Annotated in this window: 25 protein-coding genes, 1 riboswitch and 1 other annotated feature; of the genes, 22 read left to right on the top strand and 3 right to left on the bottom strand. The window is 47.5% G+C overall.

Annotated elements, in window-relative coordinates; all coding sequences use genetic code 11:
• The coding region (locus ESE_RS12230; RefSeq protein WP_010370573.1) for a hypothetical protein at positions 1-318 on the top strand (318 nt) is incomplete at its 5' end.
• Positions 319-435: 117 nt separating this feature from the next.
• Here the strand turns inward: ESE_RS12230 and ESE_RS0102265 are convergent.
• On the bottom strand, positions 436-618 hold the full coding sequence (locus ESE_RS0102265; protein WP_010370575.1) for a hypothetical protein: 183 nt from the start codon (positions 616-618) through the stop codon (positions 436-438).
• 276 nt (positions 619-894) lie between these two features.
• On the opposite strand from ESE_RS0102265, the gene ESE_RS0102270 reads away from it, so the two are divergent.
• On the top strand, positions 895-1,986 hold the full coding sequence (locus ESE_RS0102270; protein WP_010370577.1) for a glycerol dehydrogenase: 1,092 nt from the start codon (positions 895-897) through the stop codon (positions 1,984-1,986).
• Between the two features lie 147 nt (positions 1,987-2,133).
• On the top strand, positions 2,134-2,568 hold the full coding sequence (locus ESE_RS0102275) for a hypothetical protein (protein ID WP_137636378.1): 435 nt from the start codon (positions 2,134-2,136) through the stop codon (positions 2,566-2,568).
• 78 nt (positions 2,569-2,646) lie between these two features.
• On the opposite strand, the gene ESE_RS0102280 is transcribed toward ESE_RS0102275, so the two are convergent.
• On the bottom strand, positions 2,647-3,087 hold the full coding sequence (locus tag ESE_RS0102280; protein WP_010370584.1) for a hypothetical protein: 441 nt from the start codon (positions 3,085-3,087) through the stop codon (positions 2,647-2,649).
• Between the two features lie 200 nt (positions 3,088-3,287).
• Positions 3,288-3,534: a binding site (T-box leader), on the top strand.
• A gap of 45 nt (positions 3,535-3,579) precedes the next feature.
• On the opposite strand from ESE_RS0102280, the gene ESE_RS0102285 reads away from it, so the two are divergent.
• The 6 genes from ESE_RS0102285 (at position 3,580) to ESE_RS12330 (ending at position 9,217) form a co-directional block, all read left to right on the top strand.
• Positions 3,580-4,947 (top strand): FAD-binding oxidoreductase, encoded by a 1,368-nt coding sequence (locus tag ESE_RS0102285; RefSeq protein WP_010370587.1) that lies wholly within the window; start codon positions 3,580-3,582, stop codon positions 4,945-4,947.
• 11 nt (positions 4,948-4,958) lie between these two features.
• Positions 4,959-6,116 (top strand): aminotransferase class I/II-fold pyridoxal phosphate-dependent enzyme, encoded by a 1,158-nt coding sequence (locus ESE_RS0102290; protein WP_010370590.1) that lies wholly within the window; start codon positions 4,959-4,961, stop codon positions 6,114-6,116.
• A 28-nt stretch (positions 6,117-6,144) separates the two neighbouring features.
• Entirely contained in the window at positions 6,145-7,077 is a 933-nt protein-coding gene (locus tag ESE_RS0102295) for an L-lactate dehydrogenase (protein ID WP_010370593.1), read from the top strand.
• A 30-nt stretch (positions 7,078-7,107) separates the two neighbouring features.
• A complete protein-coding gene (locus tag ESE_RS0102300; RefSeq protein ID WP_010370596.1) occupies positions 7,108-7,938 on the top strand; it encodes a MetQ/NlpA family ABC transporter substrate-binding protein in 831 nt (276 codons plus the stop codon).
• Positions 7,939-7,959: 21 nt separating this feature from the next.
• Positions 7,960-8,790 carry a MetQ/NlpA family ABC transporter substrate-binding protein gene (locus ESE_RS0102305; RefSeq protein ID WP_010370598.1) on the top strand — a complete coding sequence of 277 codons (831 nt, stop codon included), beginning with the start codon at positions 7,960-7,962 and terminating at the stop codon, positions 8,788-8,790.
• 253 nt (positions 8,791-9,043) lie between these two features.
• Positions 9,044-9,217: a hypothetical protein gene (locus tag ESE_RS12330; protein WP_010370600.1), complete on the top strand. Its 174-nt coding sequence runs from the start codon at positions 9,044-9,046 to the stop codon at positions 9,215-9,217.
• A 106-nt stretch (positions 9,218-9,323) separates the two neighbouring features.
• Here the strand turns inward: ESE_RS12330 and ESE_RS0102315 are convergent, their stop codons facing one another.
• Positions 9,324-9,533 (bottom strand): hypothetical protein, encoded by a 210-nt coding sequence (locus ESE_RS0102315; protein ID WP_010370603.1) that lies wholly within the window; start codon positions 9,531-9,533, stop codon positions 9,324-9,326.
• A gap of 104 nt (positions 9,534-9,637) precedes the next feature.
• A riboswitch (TPP riboswitch) is annotated at positions 9,638-9,733 on the top strand.
• A 70-nt stretch (positions 9,734-9,803) separates the two neighbouring features.
• On the opposite strand from ESE_RS0102315, the gene thiM reads away from it, so the two are divergent.
• The 13 genes from thiM to ESE_RS0102380 all read left to right on the top strand — a co-directional run bounded on the left by thiM (position 9,804) and on the right by ESE_RS0102380 (position 18,318).
• Complete coding sequence (gene thiM, locus ESE_RS0102320; protein ID WP_237342672.1) at positions 9,804-10,568, top strand: hydroxyethylthiazole kinase; 765 nt, start codon at positions 9,804-9,806, stop codon at positions 10,566-10,568.
• Positions 10,565-11,368, top strand: a complete 804-nt coding sequence (thiD, locus tag ESE_RS0102325) for a bifunctional hydroxymethylpyrimidine kinase/phosphomethylpyrimidine kinase (protein ID WP_010370611.1) — start codon at positions 10,565-10,567, stop codon at positions 11,366-11,368. The genes thiM and thiD overlap by 4 nt, the downstream gene beginning before the upstream one ends.
• A complete protein-coding gene (thiE, locus tag ESE_RS0102330) occupies positions 11,365-12,024 on the top strand; it encodes a thiamine phosphate synthase (protein WP_010370613.1) in 660 nt (219 codons plus the stop codon). Before thiD ends, thiE begins: the two co-directional genes overlap by 4 nt.
• Positions 12,021-12,626: a TenA family protein gene (locus tag ESE_RS0102335; protein ID WP_010370617.1), complete on the top strand. Its 606-nt coding sequence runs from the start codon at positions 12,021-12,023 to the stop codon at positions 12,624-12,626. The genes thiE and ESE_RS0102335 overlap by 4 nt, the downstream gene beginning before the upstream one ends.
• A 324-nt stretch (positions 12,627-12,950) precedes the next feature.
• Positions 12,951-13,727 carry a hypothetical protein gene (locus ESE_RS0102340; protein ID WP_010370620.1) on the top strand — a complete coding sequence of 259 codons (777 nt, stop codon included), beginning with the start codon at positions 12,951-12,953 and terminating at the stop codon, positions 13,725-13,727.
• A gap of 81 nt (positions 13,728-13,808) precedes the next feature.
• Positions 13,809-14,471, top strand: coding sequence for a hypothetical protein (locus ESE_RS0102345; RefSeq protein ID WP_010370622.1), 663 nt, complete (start codon positions 13,809-13,811; stop codon positions 14,469-14,471).
• Positions 14,472-14,480: 9 nt separating this feature from the next.
• Entirely contained in the window at positions 14,481-15,305 is an 825-nt protein-coding gene (locus ESE_RS0102350; RefSeq protein ID WP_010370625.1) for an SDR family NAD(P)-dependent oxidoreductase, read from the top strand.
• Between the two features lie 71 nt (positions 15,306-15,376).
• Positions 15,377-15,784, top strand: coding sequence for a hypothetical protein (locus ESE_RS0102355; protein WP_010370630.1), 408 nt, complete (start codon positions 15,377-15,379; stop codon positions 15,782-15,784).
• Positions 15,785-15,922: 138 nt separating this feature from the next.
• Complete coding sequence (locus tag ESE_RS0102360; RefSeq protein ID WP_010370634.1) at positions 15,923-16,795, top strand: ROK family protein; 873 nt, start codon at positions 15,923-15,925, stop codon at positions 16,793-16,795.
• A gap of 66 nt (positions 16,796-16,861) precedes the next feature.
• A complete protein-coding gene (locus tag ESE_RS0102365) occupies positions 16,862-17,296 on the top strand; it encodes a hypothetical protein (RefSeq protein ID WP_010370637.1) in 435 nt (144 codons plus the stop codon).
• A gap of 10 nt (positions 17,297-17,306) precedes the next feature.
• On the top strand, positions 17,307-17,465 hold the full coding sequence (locus tag ESE_RS12335; protein WP_010370640.1) for a hypothetical protein: 159 nt from the start codon (positions 17,307-17,309) through the stop codon (positions 17,463-17,465).
• 95 nt (positions 17,466-17,560) lie between these two features.
• Entirely contained in the window at positions 17,561-17,767 is a 207-nt protein-coding gene (locus ESE_RS0102375) for a hypothetical protein (RefSeq protein ID WP_010370643.1), read from the top strand.
• Between the two features lie 20 nt (positions 17,768-17,787).
• A complete protein-coding gene (locus ESE_RS0102380; protein ID WP_010370645.1) occupies positions 17,788-18,318 on the top strand; it encodes a hypothetical protein in 531 nt (176 codons plus the stop codon).
• Positions 18,319-18,706 lie beyond the last annotated feature (388 nt).

Consider the following 18,706-nt stretch of genomic DNA (forward strand, 5'->3'; position numbering starts at 1 on the left):
ATGATTGATGGAGACATAGATGTATTAAGAGCGGTGGTGAAGTTTTTGTTGGACTTTGAAGAATTAGACGAAGAAAAATCAATTCCCAACACATCACAGTTACAAGAAGAAAGGTTGATGAGCATTATACAAAATCGAATTGACCACGATGTTGATTATTCGTACAAACAATATTTTGCAACAAGTGACTATTATCTGAATTTCTGGCTCTTGAATAGGTATTTGACAAATCGAAAAACTGAAGATGACGGAACAATGGAAGTTTCCTATGATGACATAATGTTCATGCAGGCACTTGTGAAGAACAAAAAATATTAGGAAGCGGTTCGTTGAGGTGAGTGGTATCAGAAAAATATAACGGGCCAAGAAATCGAAAGTGATTTCTTGGCCCGTTATATTTGTCATCAAGTACTTATTTCTGAGAAAAATCAGAAGCTAAAAGTGCGAAATTGCCGCCGTCTTCTTGATAGGAAGTGAATATTGATCAATAATCTGGTTCACATCATCAACTGAGGTTTCTAGCCAAAGTGCAACACGTCCAGAGTTTGAACGGTTGTTACCAGTTGTAATCTTACTTGCAGCATAAGCAATACGTACGTCTTCTTCTGTTAATGCCATTTAGTATCTCCTTAGAAAATTGACTGAAATGTTAGATGTGTTCGATATCGTTTTTGCAGGAGTCATCTCTTTTCTTTTTTAACAGTTAAACCTAATATTTAGTCTACTGTATTTTGGACGAAAGAGTTGACAAAAAGGGAACTAATTGTTCTATTTGATTTTCCAGTTTGATAAAACGGAGATATTTTGTACTGTAATTCGACTAACTTAATTAGTGTTTTAAGTGCTATAATAAATGTGAACAAAATCACAAGTTGAACTTTGGAGGGAATAACCATGGAACGAGTTTTTGCAAGTCCATCACGTTATGTGCAAGGGGCACATGTTTTGGAAACGGGGATAGAACACATTAAAGAGTTGGGATCAAATGCTTTGTTGCTAGCTGGTAATCACACATGGTCGGCTGTTGGCGAGATATTTGCTAAAAATTTGGAAGCAGCCGGCATGTCATATACTCGGGTTGCCTTTCAAGGAGAAGCATCACGCTCAGAAATTGCCCGTGCGGTCGAGATTGCCCGTGAAAACCAGAGTGACGTCGTACTTGGTTTAGGTGGTGGTAAGGCAATTGACTCTGCAAAGGCAATCGCAGATGAAGCGGACTTACCTGTGGTCATCTTGCCAACGCTGGCGTCAACGGATGCACCAACTTCAGCTTTGTCTGTTATCTACACAGATGATGGAGCGTTTGAGAGTTACCTATTCTACAAAAAGAATCCAGAATTAGTGATGGTCGATACGGATGTTATTGCCAAGTCACCAGTTCGCTATCTGGCATCAGGAATTGCGGATGCAATGGCAACTTTGATTGAGGTAAAGGCTGTGAGTGAGAAGCATGGTGACACAATGGCTGGTGGTAAGCAAACGTTGGCCGCTGTCGCGATTGCCGAGAAAGCGGAAGAAACGCTATTCAACTACGGCCTGCAAGCAATTGAAGCCAACCGACAAGGGGTCGTTACGGCAGCTCTGGAATCAGTTGTTGAAGCGAATACCCTATTATCAGGGTTAGGCTTTGAATCAGGTGGTTTAGCCGCAGCGCACGCAATTCACAATGGTTTCACAGCATTGACGGGTGATATTCACCACTTAACCCACGGTGAAAAGGTAGCGTACGGTACGTTGACGCAGTTGGTTTTGCAAAACGAAACGGCTGAGACGCTGAATAAGTACATTGATTTCTATCAGAAGTTAGGTTTGCCCACGACCTTGGCAGAAATGCATTTAGAGAATGCTTCTCGTGAAGATCTATTGAAGATTGGTGTCCAAGCGACGGCGGAAGGTGAGACAATCCACCAAATGCCATTTGAAGTCACGGCTGAAGATGTTGCAAACGCACTTGTGGCAGTTGATGCTTACGTGAAGTCACGTTAAAAATGCTTTAAATCAAGGCGCCTGCATTAAGTTATGGGCACCTTTTGTTGTGGATAAAGTACGACAAAACCTTGAAGAAAATGGTGCCTCGGGTTTTGATTGGCTGAAACTCCGGTATAATTGTGAATATAAGCAAACGGGGGTAAAATGATGGATTTCTTTGAAGATAACGGATTATTCCAGGATAAGCCGGAGTACAGCGATGAAGTGGCTGCTGAAGTTGATGAGCAGATGAAAGTGTTAATTACAGATTACTTAACATCGGATGTTTGGCAAGAAAAGCCACTCGTTGCCAAAGATAAGGATGCTGAAAATATTTTAGAAGCGACGGGTGAAATGATGTATATATATCATCGTGAAGTACCTGGTCAGTGGACCGACGATGCCATGGCTGACGTACTAACATATTATTTCCCAGCGAAAGTCATTATGGCAAACCGCCTGTTTTCAAAAATATCTAAAGTGACTGCTGGTTTTGTGCAGTTTTACGGTACGAAGGTGGCAAAATCTCCAGATATGATGATTGAAACAATTAAAGACTCACACGATTTAATTCGTGAAAACGCAAAAATGTGGCAATAACGTTGCCGTTTTAATTAAAGACACACCAAAAAGGGGATGCACCGCAAGATGCATCCCCTTAACTTATACCCAAAACAATTAACCCACCTGGTTATACCCATCAATAATCGCATTAACGTTCGCCACATCCGTAGCGACCCAGTCGGCCATCGACAATGACGTGTACAATTGGTGCTCCGTGTGTTCACCAGCTAGCGAATCCAAAACCAACGTTTCAGCGTCGCTGATTTCGTGACCGTTGAAAACCGCTTCGTCGCGGTAGGCGATGGCACCAATCTCAGTTAACGCCACGAATTGATCATTGCCGTTAAATTGGTTTAGTGGCGTCAACCCCATGAACAACAAGCCCGTTGGTTCAAAACTGACCACATAGTTCTTACCCGTGAACGAGTTGAACGCCGCGATGACGTCCTCTAATTTGTGGCTGGCTTGAATGTAAGCCAAGTTTGATGTATCAGCGGGGTAACCCAATTCTTGTTTCTTCGCCGCGATATCGGCACTGTTAAAAGCACTTGCCATTGTCTGTCCTCCTGCCGGGATTAACGTGGACCAGGGATTGCACGTGTTGCAGCGCGGTGGCTGCCAAATAGGAACTGACATATATTAGCATAACCCCCGGTATCAGTGGCCTGAAAAGGGTACCCGGGGTAGTGTTCGGAAATTAAATGAGAACGATTCTAATAAACTTATTGACTTTTCATTTTAACGTGACTACAATAAGTGCAACGAAGAAGAGGTGAGTAACCAAGCCTAAGTTGTTCAGAGAGTTGCGTAGGGTGTGAAGCAATCAACTTAGTTGGTGAATATGGCCTTGGAGTGGGTTGAAACGATGATGATGAACGTCGTTTCCGGGTGCGCCCGTTATCGCGCTAGAGTATCACCGCTTTTTAGCGCGTACTTGATAAGTGTCCAAAGGTGATTTTGGGCAGAATTCGGGTGGTAACACGATGATGAGTCGTCCCGTTGCAGACAATTGTGCTGCGACGGGACGTTTTTTATTTGGAGGAAAGTATGAGCACAGATTTAACAACATTAGCATTACCAGATGGTGAGGTGGTCACCGAGCCGCCTGTGCTTGCAGAATACCGGCTGAATCCCTATACCCAAGAAACAGCAGCTGAGGGGCAACCGATCGCAGTGGTGTTTGCTACTTCGGTGGCGGACGTCCAAGCCACGTTGCAATTTGCGACGACGCATCATATCCCGGTTGTGACGCAGGGTGCCCGCACGTCAATTGCGAATGGAGCAGCCGGTTTGGACGGGAGCATTCTTCTGAATCTATCCCGCCTCAACCACATTGTGGCGTTGCAACCAGAAAATCAAACGGCGGTAGTCGAGGCCGGGGTGTTGAACGGCGACCTGGATCAAGCTGCTCGTGAAGTCGGTTACTTTTACGCGCCAGACCCAGGTTCGAAGCCAATTAGTACCATCGGCGGCAATATCGCGACAAACGCAGGTGGGATGGCGTCGTTGAAGTACGGCACAACCCGTGAAAATGTCTTGGGTCTCAAGGTTGTCCTCGCCGACGGTCGTTTATTAGAACTCGGCGGGGCCACATTTAAGAACAATGCCAGTTATGACTTAACCGACTTGTTCATTGGTTCGGAAGGTACGCTTGGGGTGGTCGTTGAAGCCACCGTGCGTCTCCGACCAATTCCGTTTGGCGATACTGTGACGGGCTTAGCGACCTTTTCGGATGTGCACGCATTAACGCATGCCGTGCAAGTACTGCAAGCTAGTGGTGTTAATCCGTCAATGTTAGAAGTTCTAAATCGGGTGTCGATTGAAGCGCTTGATGAGTATGAAGGTATTGATTTAGGTGGGCGTGGCGAACAAGCCTTGCTGATTTTTCAACTTGATGTTGCTGTAGCCGGTGCGTTGGATTTGGTTGATGACCTACTCCGTAAGGCCGGCGCTCAGACAATTGACGTCACGTCGGACCCAGCCCGTACCGCAACTATTATCAAAATTCGCCAAGACATCTTTGCGGCCGGTGCGCAATATGGCCGTTTGATTGTGGAAGACATTGCCGTGCCATTAGGGCAGTTAGCAATTGTCGCCGATCAAGCGGAAGCGATTGCCGCTAAGCATGGTCAACGGTTATTGCTGCTCGGTCACGCCGGCGACGGTAATTTGCATCCAGATATCATTTTAGAAAGCAAAGATGGTGCTTTACCCGCGGAAACGCAGGCCTACATTGATGAGCTATTGCCCTTTGTGATTAGCATCGGTGGCACGGTCAGTGCGGAACACGGGATTGGCACGATTAAAAAGAAGTGGGTGCCCCAGCAATTGTCACCCGCAGTGCAAACACTACAACAACAAATTAAAGCCGTTTTTGATCCGACCGGTATTTTGAACCCTGGCCGTAAGTTTTAGGGAGGTAGACGATGAGTTTAAATGAACGCTTAACACAGATTCAACCCAATGCGATTCGAGCATTCGATGCACAGATTAGTGATGTGGCTGATATTTTGAAATTGACGCTGGGCGAACCAGATTTCAATGTACCGAGCCACATTAAACAAGCAGCGATCGACAGCATTTTAGCAGATGATTCACATTACGCACCGGCCGCTGGGACGCAAGCGTTGCGGGAAGCGGCGGTGCACTTCTTAGCTGACCGGTACAACCTGCAATATGATGCTGACTCACAAGTCATTGTGACGTTGGGGGCCACAGAAGGGATTTACGACACGATTACCGCCGTTGTTAATCCTGGCGACCGTGTCTTGATTCCGGCGCCGAACTTCCCGTTGTATGACCCAACGGTGGTCTTAGCTGGTGGCGTACCAACCTATGTGGATACATCGGCGACGGACTTCTTGCTCACGCCGGACCAATTACAGGGCGCGATTGACACCTATGGCGATCAACTAGTGGCGGTTGTGCTGAACTATCCATCAAATCCAACTGGGGCAACCTACACGTCGGAACAATTATCGGCGTTGGCAGATGTCTTACGTGGGACGGACATTACAGTGATTGCGGATGAAATTTATTCAGAGTTAGTTTATGACGGACAACACACCTCGATTGCCCAGTACTTGCCCGACCAAACGTTGGTCTTGAACGGGGTATCGAAGTCACACGCGATGACGGGTTACCGCATTGGGTTTGTGGTGGGCCCAACGGAATTAATTCGTGCGGTCGGCTTGATTCACCAATTTGCGGTGACGTCAGCCTCGAATCCAGCGATGGCCGGGGCTGCGGAAGCACTGGGTACTGAAGCTGGGCGCCAAGATACGTTGGCGATGAAGACTGAATATGCGACTCGGCGTGATTACTTGGTAAAGGCGTTACGCGAACTTGGTTTTGCGATTCCGCAACCAGCCGGGGCCTTTTATGTCTTTGCGCAGATTCCAGATGGTTTGGCGCAAGATGACGTGGCCTTTAGTTTGGCGCTTGCCCAGGAAGGCAAGGTCGCGGTTATTCCAGGATCCGCCTTTGGGATTGGCGGGGCCGGCTACATTCGGTTGAGTTATGCGGCTTCGTTAGCTGATTTGCAAACGGCTGTCGCGCGGATTGCCGCATTTATTACAGATTAAACTAGGTTATTTTTAGGGGGATATTCATATGGCACGTAAGATTGCAATTATTGGGTTAGGACACGTCGGGGCCGCCATTGCGCACGGGTTGGTAACCACGAATGGCGCAGATGAATTAATTTTCATCGATACCAACAGCGCTAAAGCGGAAGCAGAGGCCTTGGACTTTCAAGATGCGGCAGCGAATTTGAAGTATGACGTTCACATTGTGGTGAATGACTGGCAAGCGTTGAATGATGCGGATATTGTCATTTCAACGCTGGGACAAATTTCATTACAAAAGACCGGTCAGGCGACTGGTGATCGCTTTGTTGAACTGCAATTCACCAAGCAACAGGTGCGTGGGGTTGCCGATAAGATTGTGGCATCTGGGTTCCATGGCGTCTTAGTGGTGGTGACGAACCCAGTCGATGTCATCACGGCCTTGTACCAACGCTTTACTGGGTTCCCAGCAAATCGGGTTATCGGTAGTGGGACGTTACTGGATACGGCGCGGATGCAACGGGCGGTTGGCGTTGCGTTGGGCGTGAATCCCAAGTCGGTGAGCGGTTACAACTTGGGTGAACACGGTAATTCGCAGTTCACGGCTTGGTCAACGGTCCGCGTCCATGGTGAATTAGTCGGTGATGACGCCGATTTGGATTTGGATGCCTTGGAAGATGAAGCCCGCCGTGGTGGGTACACCGTTTATGCGGGTAAGGAATTTACCAGTTACGGCATTGCAAGTGCCACGATCCATTTGGTTGAAGCGGTGCTCTCAGACTCACATGAAGTCTTGCCGGTTTCAACCTATCAAACGGATTTGGAAACGTACTTGTCTTACCCCGTGGTCGTGGGACGTGCTGGGGTATTACATAAGGCCTCACTGCAATTAACGGACAGTGAACAACAAAAGTTAACGGAGTCGGCGGCCTACATTAAGCAACGCTTTGATGATGTTTACGCTGAATTAGCAGATTAATTGGTTATTAGGAGATAGGAGAAAATTATTATGACGACAAATGGATTGAAGTTTGGGGTAGCAATTGCAGCAACTGTTTTGGCCGGATCAGTGGCCTTGCCAGCCGTGACGGCCAGTGCAGATTCAAAGACGGTCACCGTCGGAATTGTGGGTACCCAGGATGCTGGTTTGTGGAAGACGGTCGCCAAGACGGCTAAGAAGGAATACGGCATTACGCTAAAGACGAAGGTATTCTCGGATTATAACCAACCAAACAAGGCAGTGGCAGATGGTTCATTGGACCTGAACGCGTTCCAACACTACTACTTCCTTGACAACTGGAACCACTCTAACGGTAATTCTGTGAAGGCAATTGGTAAGACGATTATCACGCCAATTCGCTTGTATTCTGAGAAGCACAAGTCACCTAAGGATTTCCAAAAGGGTGACAATATTGCGGTGCCAAATGATGCCACGAATGAAGCTCGCGCATTGATTCTGTTGCAATCAGCTGGCTTAATTACCTTGAAGGATGTGGCCTTGCCAACGGTGAAGGATATTGCGACGAACAAGTTGAACTTGCAGATTAAGGAAGTCGATGCTGCGCAAACACCAACGGCTTTGAAGTCTGAGGCTGGCGCAGTCATTAATACCAACTACGCGCAACAAGCCAAGATTAAGTTGAGCTCGGCTATTTATGTTGAGCCGGTTAACAAGAAGTCAGCTGAATGGATTAATGTGATTGCAGCGTCAAAGAAGCACGCAAATAAGAAGATTTACAAGGAAGTGGTGAAGGCTTACCAGACCAAGGCCACTAAGGCTTACTTGAAGTCTGAATGGGGTCAAGCCGAGCTACCAGCTTGGGATATTACGTTGAAGTAAATAGTTAACAGGGGATATTTTATGCATAAAGTGAAGTTGGGTTTGTTAGTGGCTAGTGCGTTGGTTACGGCCGGGGTTGGCGTCGCCGCCCAAGAACAAGGTGTGTTGGCAGCCGATAATAAGACGGTCACAGTGGGTGTGGTCGGGGATACGGCCCGCGAATTGTGGGAAAACATCGGGCAACGCGCCAAGAAAGAGTATGGCATCACGATTAAGTTGAAGGAATTCAATGACTATGTGAAGCCAAATCAGGCGTTGGTCGATGGGAGTTTGGATTTGAATGCCTTCCAAACCAGGATTTTCTTTGATGATCAGAATAAGAAAATGGGTAGCAAGTTGACGTCGATTGGTAAGACGGTAATTGTACCAATGCGGTTGTACTCGTTGAAAGCCGACAAGCTGAGTGACATCAAGTCAGGGGCCACAATCGCGGTGCCAAACGATGCGACGAACGAGCAACGTGCCTTGAATGTCCTGGTGCAAGCCAAGTTGATCAAGTACAACACCAAGGTGACCGATCCAACAGCGAAGGATATTACCTGGAATCCCAAGAAGTTGAACATCAAGGAAGTTGACGCTGGTCAAGCTGTCTCAGCCTTGAAGACTACGGATGCAGCGGTGATTAACGGTAACTTTGCCCACGATGCCAAGTTAGCGGACAAGGATATTTTGTTAACGCAAAATTTGAAGAAAAATGTTGATCCGTACATTAACTTGATTGCAGCCCGTAAGACGGAGGCTAATAAGAAGGTGTATAAGCAAATTGTGAAGGTATACCAAACCAAGGCCACCAAGGCTGAAATTAAAAAGTTGTTTGGCAATTCACAGTACCCCGCTTGGAATTTGAAGTAAATCCGGAAAATCCGGCACATTATGAAGCGAGCTGACACAAAGGTTGTGTTAGTTCGCTTCTTTTTGTGCTAAAAAGTAAGAAACGTCCCGGAATTGAGCTGAATTTGGCTTGTTTTTGGTAAGAATGGCCGGTGATTGTTAAAACTGTCGCAAACTAGGCCAATTTGCAACCATATCCGCTAATACAGGGGCCAGGGGGTTATTATAATGACAAGGGAAAAAGGAACGCATCGATATTAAGGGGGTTCGTATCATGATGACATTTCTATTTAGTTTGTTTAGCTTGATTGCCGCAGCGGTTTCATTTGCTGGTTACAAGACAATCTTTAAGATTGATGAGAATGATGAAGATGTTGCTGACGTGGTGTCAGCAAAGGTGGCGTCGCATAAGCACGATGCAAACAATGGAATGGCTGCGTCACACTAATTTGGGATTAGTGTGCGCCGTGATACGTCGGGATACCCGTTGGCTGTGGTGGCTGACGGGTTTTTATGTAGTAAAAAAGACTGACGCTAGGTCAGCCTGTTAATCGTTAAATGAGTTGCATAATCCCGGTGATGATGGGACCGAGTGACAAAAGTGCAATGACGATGCCAATGTAAAAACCGTAACCAAACCCCAATAGTTTAAATGGTGAGTCAGTCGGGCGGGCCACCTTTTCGTAGGTTTTGACCGAACGCTTTGACAGCACGATCTCTAATAAGCCGAGTCCGAGCATGATAATCCCCAATAATAATGTCATGATACCGCCTCCTTATGCTCAGTCTAGCAAAAAATCAGTTGGTACAACAGCAAAGCGTTGGTTGTTTTTTGCGCAACTTCTGCTAGACTAAAGAAGAATTAAATATTCACCACTAGGGGAGCCATTTGGCTGAGACGGGAAACCGGACCCTTTGAACCTGTTGAGTTAAGACTTGCGTAGGGAAGATGGTAGACCGACTAGAATGTCTTTCAAATCGATCGATCCGTTTTTTGTTACGCGGGTTGGTCGATTTTTTAGTTTCTAGGAGGAATGATGACAACGTTATTGACCAATATCCGTGAACAACAGCCACTGGTATTAAATGTGGCGAACTTGGTAACCATGCAACGGGTTGCCGATGCAATTAATGTATTGGGGGCATCCCCATTAATGACCGATGAGGTGACCGAAGCCGAAGAACTGGTGGCCATCGCCGATGCTGTCGTGTTGAATACCGGTACCTTATCGGAAGCCCGCTGGCCACTATTTGTTGCGGTTGGGCAAGCGGCTAACCGGCAACACAAGCCTGTTGTTTTGGATCCGGTGGCGGTGGGGATGCAGTACCGGGCGCAGTTTGTGACGCGTTTACTAGACGTGATTAAAGTCGATGTCATTCGAGGCAATGCGGCTGAAATCGGCTGGTTTGCTGGAGTGACTGTGGCGGGCCAAGGAATTGATGCCCATGATACTGACGCCCATGTGGAAAATGCCGTGAACGCAGCCCAACAAACAGGCGCCACGATTGTGCAAACAGGCGTTATTGATGTGATTACCGATGGTCAGTTAACTCGCCAAGTGACAACCAATTCACCGTTGCTGGCGGTGAATGTCGGTGCCGGCGATATGTTAAGTGGCATGGTTGGCGCGTTTGTCGCCGTGACCGATGATTATCTGTTGGCTGGTGAGACTGCTGCGCAAGTGCTGGGCCAAGCTGGGGAACAAGCAACTGCACAGGGGCCTAATCAACCCGGCACGTTTGTTGCGACCTTGTTTGATGTACTGTACCAAATGGCCCAAGCGGAGGTGATCGCATGATTGACGTACCACAAGTCATGACAGTTGCGGGCATTGATGCCAGTGGTGGTGCCGGGGCTAATGCCGATTTGAAAACCTTTCATAACCAAGGCGTGTATGCAGCGTCGATTATCACGGGTTTAACCGCGCAAAATACGTTGGGCGTACAAGCTGTTTTGCCCACCCCAGCCGACTTTGTGACTGCCCAGTTTGATAGTGTGTTAGCAGATTTATCGATTCAAGCGGTGAAAACAGGTGCTTTGTTTGATGCGGAACGAGTCCAAACGGTGGCGGATAATTTGGCGCAAGCCCAAATCCCATTTGTGGTGGTTGACCCAGTCATGGTCGCTAAAGGTGGCGCGCCATTACTAACGGATGACGCAGTGGCTGTGTTGGTTGCCGAATTACTGCCACTGGCGACGGTGATGACACCTAATTTAGCGGAAGCGAGTGTATTACTTGACCGGCCAATTGCGTCGGAAACCGCGATGGTGGCGGCTGCGCATGATTTACGGGCCCTCGGACCAGCAAATGTCGTCTTAAAGGGTGGCCATTTGGCTGACAGTCGCTCAGATGAAGTGGCAGACTATGTTGCACTAGCCGACGGGACGGGGTTCTGGCTCCGGGCGCCGCGGGTGGCAACGAACCGTACCCACGGCACCGGCGATACATTGTCGGCGTATATCACAGCGCATTTGGCTAAGGGTGAAACACTAGCTGCGTTGATGCCAGATGCCAAGCGGTTTATGACAGCAGCGATTTCAGAAACAATTGCTGTCGGTCATGGACACGGACCATTGAATCATTGGGTGACGGGATGAATAAAGATGACTTACAACGCTATTTTGTAGCTGGCTCACAGGACTTTCCAACATTGACCTTGTCGGAATATGAAGCCAAAATTGTGGCGATGATGCAAACCGGGATTACTGCCTATCAGTTCCGGGAAAAAGGGGCTGGGCTGACAGATTCGGCCACCCGTTTGGCGTTAGCGCGTCGATTACAAGCTGCCGCCAAGGCTGCTAATGTCCGATTTTTTATTGATGATGATGTCGATCTTGCGCTAGCAATTGGGGCGGATGGCATCCACGTTGGCCAAGATGACCGTGATATTCGGACGGTGATTGCGGAGACGCCACCCGAGATGATTGTTGGTCTGTCGGTGCGTAATGTGGATGAAATGCAGGCCGCACAAGCAGTGGCCGGACTGGATTATCTGGGGGTCGGGCCAATTTTTGCCACGACGACGAAAGCGGATGCTGCCGATCCGTTGGGCTTGGCCGGTTTAACGACCGTGTTAGCCCATAATGAACACCATTTGCCAACCGTCGGGATTGGTGGTATCAGTCTAGCAACGTTACCAGCGCTGGCTCGGACGGGCCTAGATGGTGTTGCGGTGGTCAGTTTGCTAAGTCAGGCTCCTGATGCCACGACGGTTGTACAGGAGATGACCAGATTATGGGGGATGGCAGAATGAAGCAAGCAGAGCTCGAACAAATTCAAACGAAATGGTTGACGGAGATTATGGCGACCCCGTTCGTGCAAGGCATTCGCACGGGTGACTTGAGCCAGGCGAGCCGGGATTACTATGTTGCCCAAGATGCCCATTACGTGGGGCGTTTTGAGGCGTTACTTGCGCAAACGATGCAACAATTGCCACCGACGTTACGGCGTCGAGCCGCTGTGACAGCCGATGAGGAAGATGCTCATTTAGGGTTGCAACCTAGTGAGCGTTTTCAGCAGATTGATCCGGCACCCCATAATTTGGCATATTTGGCGCATCTTGATCAGACGGTGCAACTAGGTGATCCGTTAGCTAGCATGTTAGCGTTATTACCCTGTACGGAATCGTACGGCCTGATTGCGCAAAAATTAGCCCAAGCGGGTGTAGCCCCCAGTGGATACACAGACTGGGTGGCGTACTATGTGGGGGATGCTTATCAAAGTGCGGTTACCTGGAGCTGGGCAACCGTGGCGCAACTCTTACAGCAAAGCCAGTCAGCGACAATTGACTATGCGGGCATTTACGCGACGTCGTATCAGCATGAACTGACATTTTGGCAAATGGCTGAAAATTAATTGCTGAACAAAATTTTTCATGCTACAATAAAACTATCTTGTGAGGTACCGGTGCGCCGGTGCCTCATTTGTAGTTTATAGAGGAATTGCAACAGGGTTAACAGTTTCGGAGGGGGACTAAATGGTGACGACATTGGCGAAAGAAGACCGTCATAATAAAAACCGCGCCATTGATAAACGGCGCGGTTGGGTGTCATTAGTAACTATAATCATAACGGTACCTCGTTTCGTAGTGACTTCATTGTAACAAGTTTGGGTGAAGAATGTATGGTCGCCACCAAATTTCCGGTATAATGAATGTAAAGCAATTTGGGGGAATTGAACATGGCAAAGTTGACAGAAAATCTGCAGGCAGTAAAACGAGGCGCTCAGCGTTTGGGAGATGATGTAAAACAACGGGCGACGGATACACGGTTAAACATGACGATTAATCGTAAATTGGCCTTGCCGTTCAAAGCGATGAAGCAAAGTCGGCGGGCCGCGATTGCACAGCTAGCGGAATTGTATAAAGCGAATACGATTTCAACGAGTGAATTCAACATTGTGGCGCACCGGTTTGAAACACAATTGGTGGCAGATGTTAATGAAGCCATGCGTAATATGGTCGTGGCGTTTATGACCGATGAAGCGACGCAACAGTTTGAATTTGATGCGGAATTGGTGCATGACGTGCAGTTATCAGTGGTGACGCCAACCAACTACGTGAAGTTGGCCACTAATCCGGCCGGAAAGTCGATTAGCAACGCAACTAAGCGAGCAGTTGTGTTGCAAGCGGGGCAAATGGCGATTTCACAAGCAGCCAAGTTACGGAAGAAAACTAACAGCACAGGCACGACGAAACGGGGGTCGGGCGTTGCGAAAGGTTTGGCGGTTGACGCCGCCGTTGCTGGTATCGGCATGGCTGCCGAAACGATTCAGCAACAATTGATGGCCCGTAAACAATTTAAAGTGTCAGGCTTACAAGGCGAATATGATAGCGTTCTGCAACAAGTAGCAGAACAAGTTGAAGCCTTCAAGGCTAGTCTACAAGTGGCCGATCCAGGTTTGAAATTGTTACCAATGACTGAGTTGATTGATGACGCAACAGATCAGCAAGATTAAATAACCGGTAACACCATAGCGTTTGTTATGGTGTTTTCATTTGCAAATGCTTATACTGGTAGGCAAATCAGATTGTGAGGGATGCAATTGAAAAGACTAGGATTAAGTTTGGCAGCTGTGACAGCGGTGATACTGTTCACGACTGGCAACGTTCAGGCGGCTGATCAGGCAACCGAACGGATTAAACAATTAGACACAACGTTGGAACAAGCCCAGGAAGTGACGCTGGTGCAGAAATTCTTCCGGTTATCGACGTCGTACGATGTCCGGGTAGCTGGTAAATCAGTTGGCACGTTGACGGGCGATTTTTGGCACCCGTTTGGTGATACGTTGGCGCTTGAGACACCAGCTGGTGACGTGGCTTACCGTGAACACCAGTCTCGGCGACTATTAGCGTTGTCAATCGCACGCGGCGGTGTCTTCGCGACGGCCGACGGTACGTATGATGGCGCACTGCGCGAAAAGGTGTGGGCCTTGTTCTTCCATCAGTACCAGTTTTTGGATAAAGCAGGGGATGTCGTTGGCCAATCGCGGCGGAATCCATTCCATTTATTCGCAACTAGTTATCGGATTACGGATAACAACGGCAAGCGTCTGTATACAGCAACAACGGAGCGTTGGCACTTGACCAAGCAAATTAAGATTAAGCAGGTGCGGTCGTCAAAACAGATTAATATGAAAAAGGCCGTTATGGTTACGGCAATTGAAGAGGCTATTGACGAGGCAAAGCGTTCAAAACGATAGGGGATACTCATGAAAACAATTGTAATTACTGGTGGTAGTGACGGTATTGGTGCTGCTGCGGCAAAAGTATTAGTTGGTTTAGGGCACCGAGTCATCATTGTCGGACGCAAGCCAACAAAGACGGCAGCTGTCGCGAATGCGCTTAAGATACCATACCACTTGGCGGACTTTACGAAACTTGCCGATGTGCAACGTCTGGCAAACGAGCTACGCCAGTATGATCATATTGATGTGCTGGCGAATAATGCCGGCGGTATCATGGGCGAGCGGACATTAACGGCCGATGGTTTCGAGAAGACGTTTCAGGTTAATCACTTAGGCGCCTTTTTATTGACCCAACTGTTGCTCGATAAATTGTTGGCGGATCACGCGACAGTCATCGCAACGTCAAGTATCGCGGCTAATCTGTTTGGGGCACCATTTGATGTGAATGATCTCAACGTGGTCCAAAGCTATACGTCGGAAAAAGCGTACGGATATGCGAAGTACGAAAATATCTTATTCACCCGTGAATTAGTGCGTCGTTATCCAGGACAACTACATGCGGTTGCGTTTCATCCGGGAGTCGTCCGGACGAGTTTTTCGAGTGAATCGAATACTGTGATGCGCTGGCTCTATCAGACACCACTGAAATATTTGGGAACAATTAGCCCAGCTAAGAGTGCGCGACGCCTGGTTAAGTTAGCTTTGGGTACACCGGGAGTTGACTTTACCGATGGCGCTGTTTATAACGGTAACCACCTGCTGAAGGTGAAGAACCAAGATGTCGACGGGCAAGATGGCCAAGGGTTATGGGAAACGTCAATGCACGCAGTTGTAGATTATCTAGCCTAATAGCTTGAATCTCTGAGAGAATGAGCCTACAATTTCTGTGTAGATTTATATTAAGATATAGAAGGCTTATCATGATTGAGTTCATTTTAATTGTTGTGGCCGCAGTGGCGTTTGCTTTGTTTGAAGTGTTACGGCGCCGGTCGCACGCAAATTTCAAGCAGAAAAAGGCAGTTGTAACAGCGCAAAGTGGTTATGACCCCAACGATTGGTATGACGATGGCACAACGAAGGACGTCTCGGTGACGCACGTGCGACCAAGTTACCGGCGTGTGTATCAGGCAGACAATGCCGTCCCGGAAGGTGTCGATCTTAATACTAAGGGCATCGTTACCATTAACGGACATAAGTTTCTGGGCATCATTAACGAGTTAAATCACCAAGCACGTTGGGTTGATTTAGCCGATGCCAAGACGATTGATTATGATGACTTGTATGGTCAGGGCATCACGTGGGCGGAAGTCATGGCCCAAGCAAAATAAGTGTGATTGATTTGGCTGTTTTGGTGGTAATGCTACCGAGGCAGCCTTTCTTTTTACTATACAAAGAAAGCGCTTACATCAAGAGGCAATTTGTGCTATGCTTAACAGGTAAAAATGATATCAATTTGGGGGATAATCATGGCACTATTAGGGGCAATTGAAGGTGGCGGTACCAAATTTGTGGTGGCTGTAGCCGATGCGGCACATCCAGAGACGGTCGTTGCACGGGAAAGTTTTCCGACGGCGTACGCAGCTGAGACGATGAGTCAGATTCAAGCGTTTTTCGATCAATATCAGGATATTGTTGCGATTGGTATTTCAATGTTTGGACCAATCGATGTTAATCCAGCCAGTCGCACATATGGTTATGTGCTGGCAACGCCCAAGCGTGGTTGGTCAGGGTACAACTTTTTGGGCGCCATGACCGAATGGCGCGATATACCATACTATTGGACAACGGATGTGAACGGTTCAGCGTGGGGCGAATTCGTATCAGGCGCTGGTCAGGAAAACGACAACATTCTGTATTTGACGGTTGGCACGGGTATTGGCGCCGGCATTGTGGCCAATGGTCAATTACTGCAAGGTATTTCGCATCCGGAAGCGGGCCACATTATGGTGAATAAGCACCCAATGGACACGTATAAAGGACATTGCCCATTCCACGGCAATCACTGTTTAGAAGGTGTCGCGTCTGGACCGGCAATGGCTGAACGATGGGGTCAACCCGCTAATTTGTTAGATGATGACAGCACAGCCTGGCAACTTGAGGCATTTTACTTGGCTCAGGCGGCCGTGACGTATACTACGATTTTGCGACCAGAAAAAATCATTTTTGGCGGCGGTGTACCACATCGCGATGTCTTGATGTCGCTTGTCCGCAAGTCGTTTGCGGCACAACTGTCAGATTATTTGGCGGTGCCGAACTTAGATGACTACTTGGTTCGAGCGGGTAATGGGGATGACGCTGGTATTTTAGGTAGCTTCTACTTGGCCAAGACATTAGTTTAAATTCACGCTATAATGAAAACCTGATCAACGATGGTCAGGTTTTTTGCGTTAGGAGGCACACTTGGTATGCAGGATGAACAACAGGTGATTGAATTTTGGGGACCGGAATTGTTAAAGGCGGCTGTCTTTGACGGTATTTCGTTAACGGACGGTACGTTTATGACCGATGCGTCGCGCCGACTGGTGTTTATTGGCTCGTCTGACAGTGCGGTTGCGATGACTGAAGCGGTTGACCCTGCCACCAATGCGCATCCGCTCCTTGTGAAGCAGTTTCCAGTGACGAACAAAACGTTGTCAGTGTTGCGGATGGCGTTTCCAGGTTACGACGTGCTACTAACGGATGGTATCTACCGGTTAGACTGGCGCCCAACTTGGGGTCACCCAACGATTCGCCAAAGTTATATTGCGGATTTTAAAGATGCGTTTGAGTATGAGGTGGGTCATCAACAATTTGCGAGCTACCTCCGTGATGCAACAATTCGCTATGCTGAGGAAGGGTAAACGAGACGAGATGAAAAAGAGTACGTTAAAGTTGGGTATGACTGTCATTGCGGTCGCACTGTTTGTCTATGCGTTAGTTGATATGTTTTTGTACCATGATAATCGACGAATGGCGTTGATTGTGTTCGTAGCGCTACTGTTAGGCTATTACGCCGCAAAAGTGAAATAAGAATGATGAGGCAGTTTGATTGTTAATCGAGTTGCCTATTTTTTATGCCTTAATCTGTTGGTATAATGGAGAGACTTAAAGGGAGTGATAGAAAAATGATGATGATTTTGCAAGTAATTGTGTTGATTTTTATTGTGTTAGCGTTAGCTGGTTTAGTAATTGGTTTAATTGGCGGCTTGATCCATTTCTTTAAGACGAACCGACAATTACCAATGGGTACTCGGTTTCAACTATTAGGTAAAGATGTATTTGGTACGATGGTTAAGATGATTGGACGTATTTTTACATCACTGGCGAACTAAATCAGAAAGTGAGGACATTGATGTATTACGAATTTACGACAGTTACAATTGCGGACGAGTTAGCTGAATTACATATTGTTGCGCAAGATAGTGACGTGCCTGCGCAACACGTTCGCGTGGCGTTGTCGCAAAAGTTAGCGAAACGGTTGGGATTGAATTATGACTCGTTACCACGATTAACAGATGAGGATGACCGGACTTATTATGCGGTGACGACTGGGGATGACCAGGTTTTGATTCGAAATGCCGTTGACCATGATCCAGAGACTTTGGTTGTTGGTGACTGGGAGACCTATCTTGATGGTAGCCAAGGAGAGTTTGGTCCATTTGTTTTTGCTTTAGTTGATGAATGGCGAAATGCTACGGCAATTCGCGATCGGTTCCAAGTGGGGCAAGCGTCGTTTGAGATGCAATCTGAGTGGCCGTGGATGTTCTACCAAGCGCCACGTGACATGACTAAGCGGATGGTGTTGGATCATCGCGACTTTCATAGTGAAACGATTGCCGAGGTTCAGCGGACTGTCGCACGTGATTTACATTACGGTAAGTAATGCGTCATTTGCAGGGGCCTATTAGTCGTGATAGAGTACGTATATAGGAGAGCCGGAGAGAACATGGTTGGTCACACCAGTTATTATCAGACAAGTCCTCCTATTATTAGACATTGTAAAAATAGCTGGTTAAAACGGTGGCGATTGTCACCGTTTTTTGTTTGCAAAATTTGTTTTAAAGAAAGTGTTGACGATTACAAAAGAAGCGTGTAGTATATATCAAGTCGTCAACGGAGATATGAAATATCTGCGAAAACGATGTGAAACAGAAATGAAATTGGTTGTTGACAATTGAAATCATCTTCTGTAATATAGGTTAAGTCGTCAAGGCGACTAAGTAGGTCATTGAAAACTGAATATCGTTTCGATGAAACAAATGTGTAGGGTT

The organism is Weissella cibaria KACC 11862 (assembly GCF_000193635.1).
GTDB lineage: Bacteria > Bacillota > Bacilli > Lactobacillales > Lactobacillaceae > Weissella > Weissella cibaria.

Coding starts and splice junctions, on each gene's coding strand:
- ESE_RS0102345 (WP_010370622.1), top strand. CDS start 13,809: ATGCAATTGAAAAGACTAGGATTAAGTTTGGCAGCTGTGACAGCGGTG.
- ESE_RS0102305 (WP_010370598.1), top strand. CDS start 7,960: ATGCATAAAGTGAAGTTGGGTTTGTTAGTGGCTAGTGCGTTGGTTACG.
- thiE (WP_010370613.1), top strand. CDS start 11,365: ATGAATAAAGATGACTTACAACGCTATTTTGTAGCTGGCTCACAGGAC.
- ESE_RS12335 (WP_010370640.1), top strand. CDS start 17,307: ATGAAAAAGAGTACGTTAAAGTTGGGTATGACTGTCATTGCGGTCGCA.
- ESE_RS0102280 (WP_010370584.1), bottom strand. CDS start 3,087: ATGGCAAGTGCTTTTAACAGTGCCGATATCGCGGCGAAGAAACAAGAA.
- ESE_RS0102275 (WP_137636378.1), top strand. CDS start 2,134: ATGATGGATTTCTTTGAAGATAACGGATTATTCCAGGATAAGCCGGAG.
- ESE_RS0102295 (WP_010370593.1), top strand. CDS start 6,145: ATGGCACGTAAGATTGCAATTATTGGGTTAGGACACGTCGGGGCCGCC.
- ESE_RS0102380 (WP_010370645.1), top strand. CDS start 17,788: ATGTATTACGAATTTACGACAGTTACAATTGCGGACGAGTTAGCTGAA.
- ESE_RS0102355 (WP_010370630.1), top strand. CDS start 15,377: ATGATTGAGTTCATTTTAATTGTTGTGGCCGCAGTGGCGTTTGCTTTG.
- ESE_RS0102270 (WP_010370577.1), top strand. CDS start 895: ATGGAACGAGTTTTTGCAAGTCCATCACGTTATGTGCAAGGGGCACAT.
- ESE_RS0102375 (WP_010370643.1), top strand. CDS start 17,561: ATGATGATGATTTTGCAAGTAATTGTGTTGATTTTTATTGTGTTAGCG.
- ESE_RS0102315 (WP_010370603.1), bottom strand. CDS start 9,533: ATGACATTATTATTGGGGATTATCATGCTCGGACTCGGCTTATTAGAG.
- ESE_RS0102340 (WP_010370620.1), top strand. CDS start 12,951: ATGGCAAAGTTGACAGAAAATCTGCAGGCAGTAAAACGAGGCGCTCAG.
- ESE_RS12330 (WP_010370600.1), top strand. CDS start 9,044: ATGATGACATTTCTATTTAGTTTGTTTAGCTTGATTGCCGCAGCGGTT.
- ESE_RS0102365 (WP_010370637.1), top strand. CDS start 16,862: ATGCAGGATGAACAACAGGTGATTGAATTTTGGGGACCGGAATTGTTA.
- ESE_RS0102360 (WP_010370634.1), top strand. CDS start 15,923: ATGGCACTATTAGGGGCAATTGAAGGTGGCGGTACCAAATTTGTGGTG.
- thiD (WP_010370611.1), top strand. CDS start 10,565: ATGATTGACGTACCACAAGTCATGACAGTTGCGGGCATTGATGCCAGT.
- ESE_RS0102350 (WP_010370625.1), top strand. CDS start 14,481: ATGAAAACAATTGTAATTACTGGTGGTAGTGACGGTATTGGTGCTGCT.
- ESE_RS0102290 (WP_010370590.1), top strand. CDS start 4,959: ATGAGTTTAAATGAACGCTTAACACAGATTCAACCCAATGCGATTCGA.
- thiM (WP_237342672.1), top strand. CDS start 9,804: ATGATGACAACGTTATTGACCAATATCCGTGAACAACAGCCACTGGTA.
- ESE_RS0102265 (WP_010370575.1), bottom strand. CDS start 618: ATGGCATTAACAGAAGAAGACGTACGTATTGCTTATGCTGCAAGTAAG.
- ESE_RS0102335 (WP_010370617.1), top strand. CDS start 12,021: ATGAAGCAAGCAGAGCTCGAACAAATTCAAACGAAATGGTTGACGGAG.
- ESE_RS0102300 (WP_010370596.1), top strand. CDS start 7,108: ATGACGACAAATGGATTGAAGTTTGGGGTAGCAATTGCAGCAACTGTT.
- ESE_RS0102285 (WP_010370587.1), top strand. CDS start 3,580: ATGAGCACAGATTTAACAACATTAGCATTACCAGATGGTGAGGTGGTC.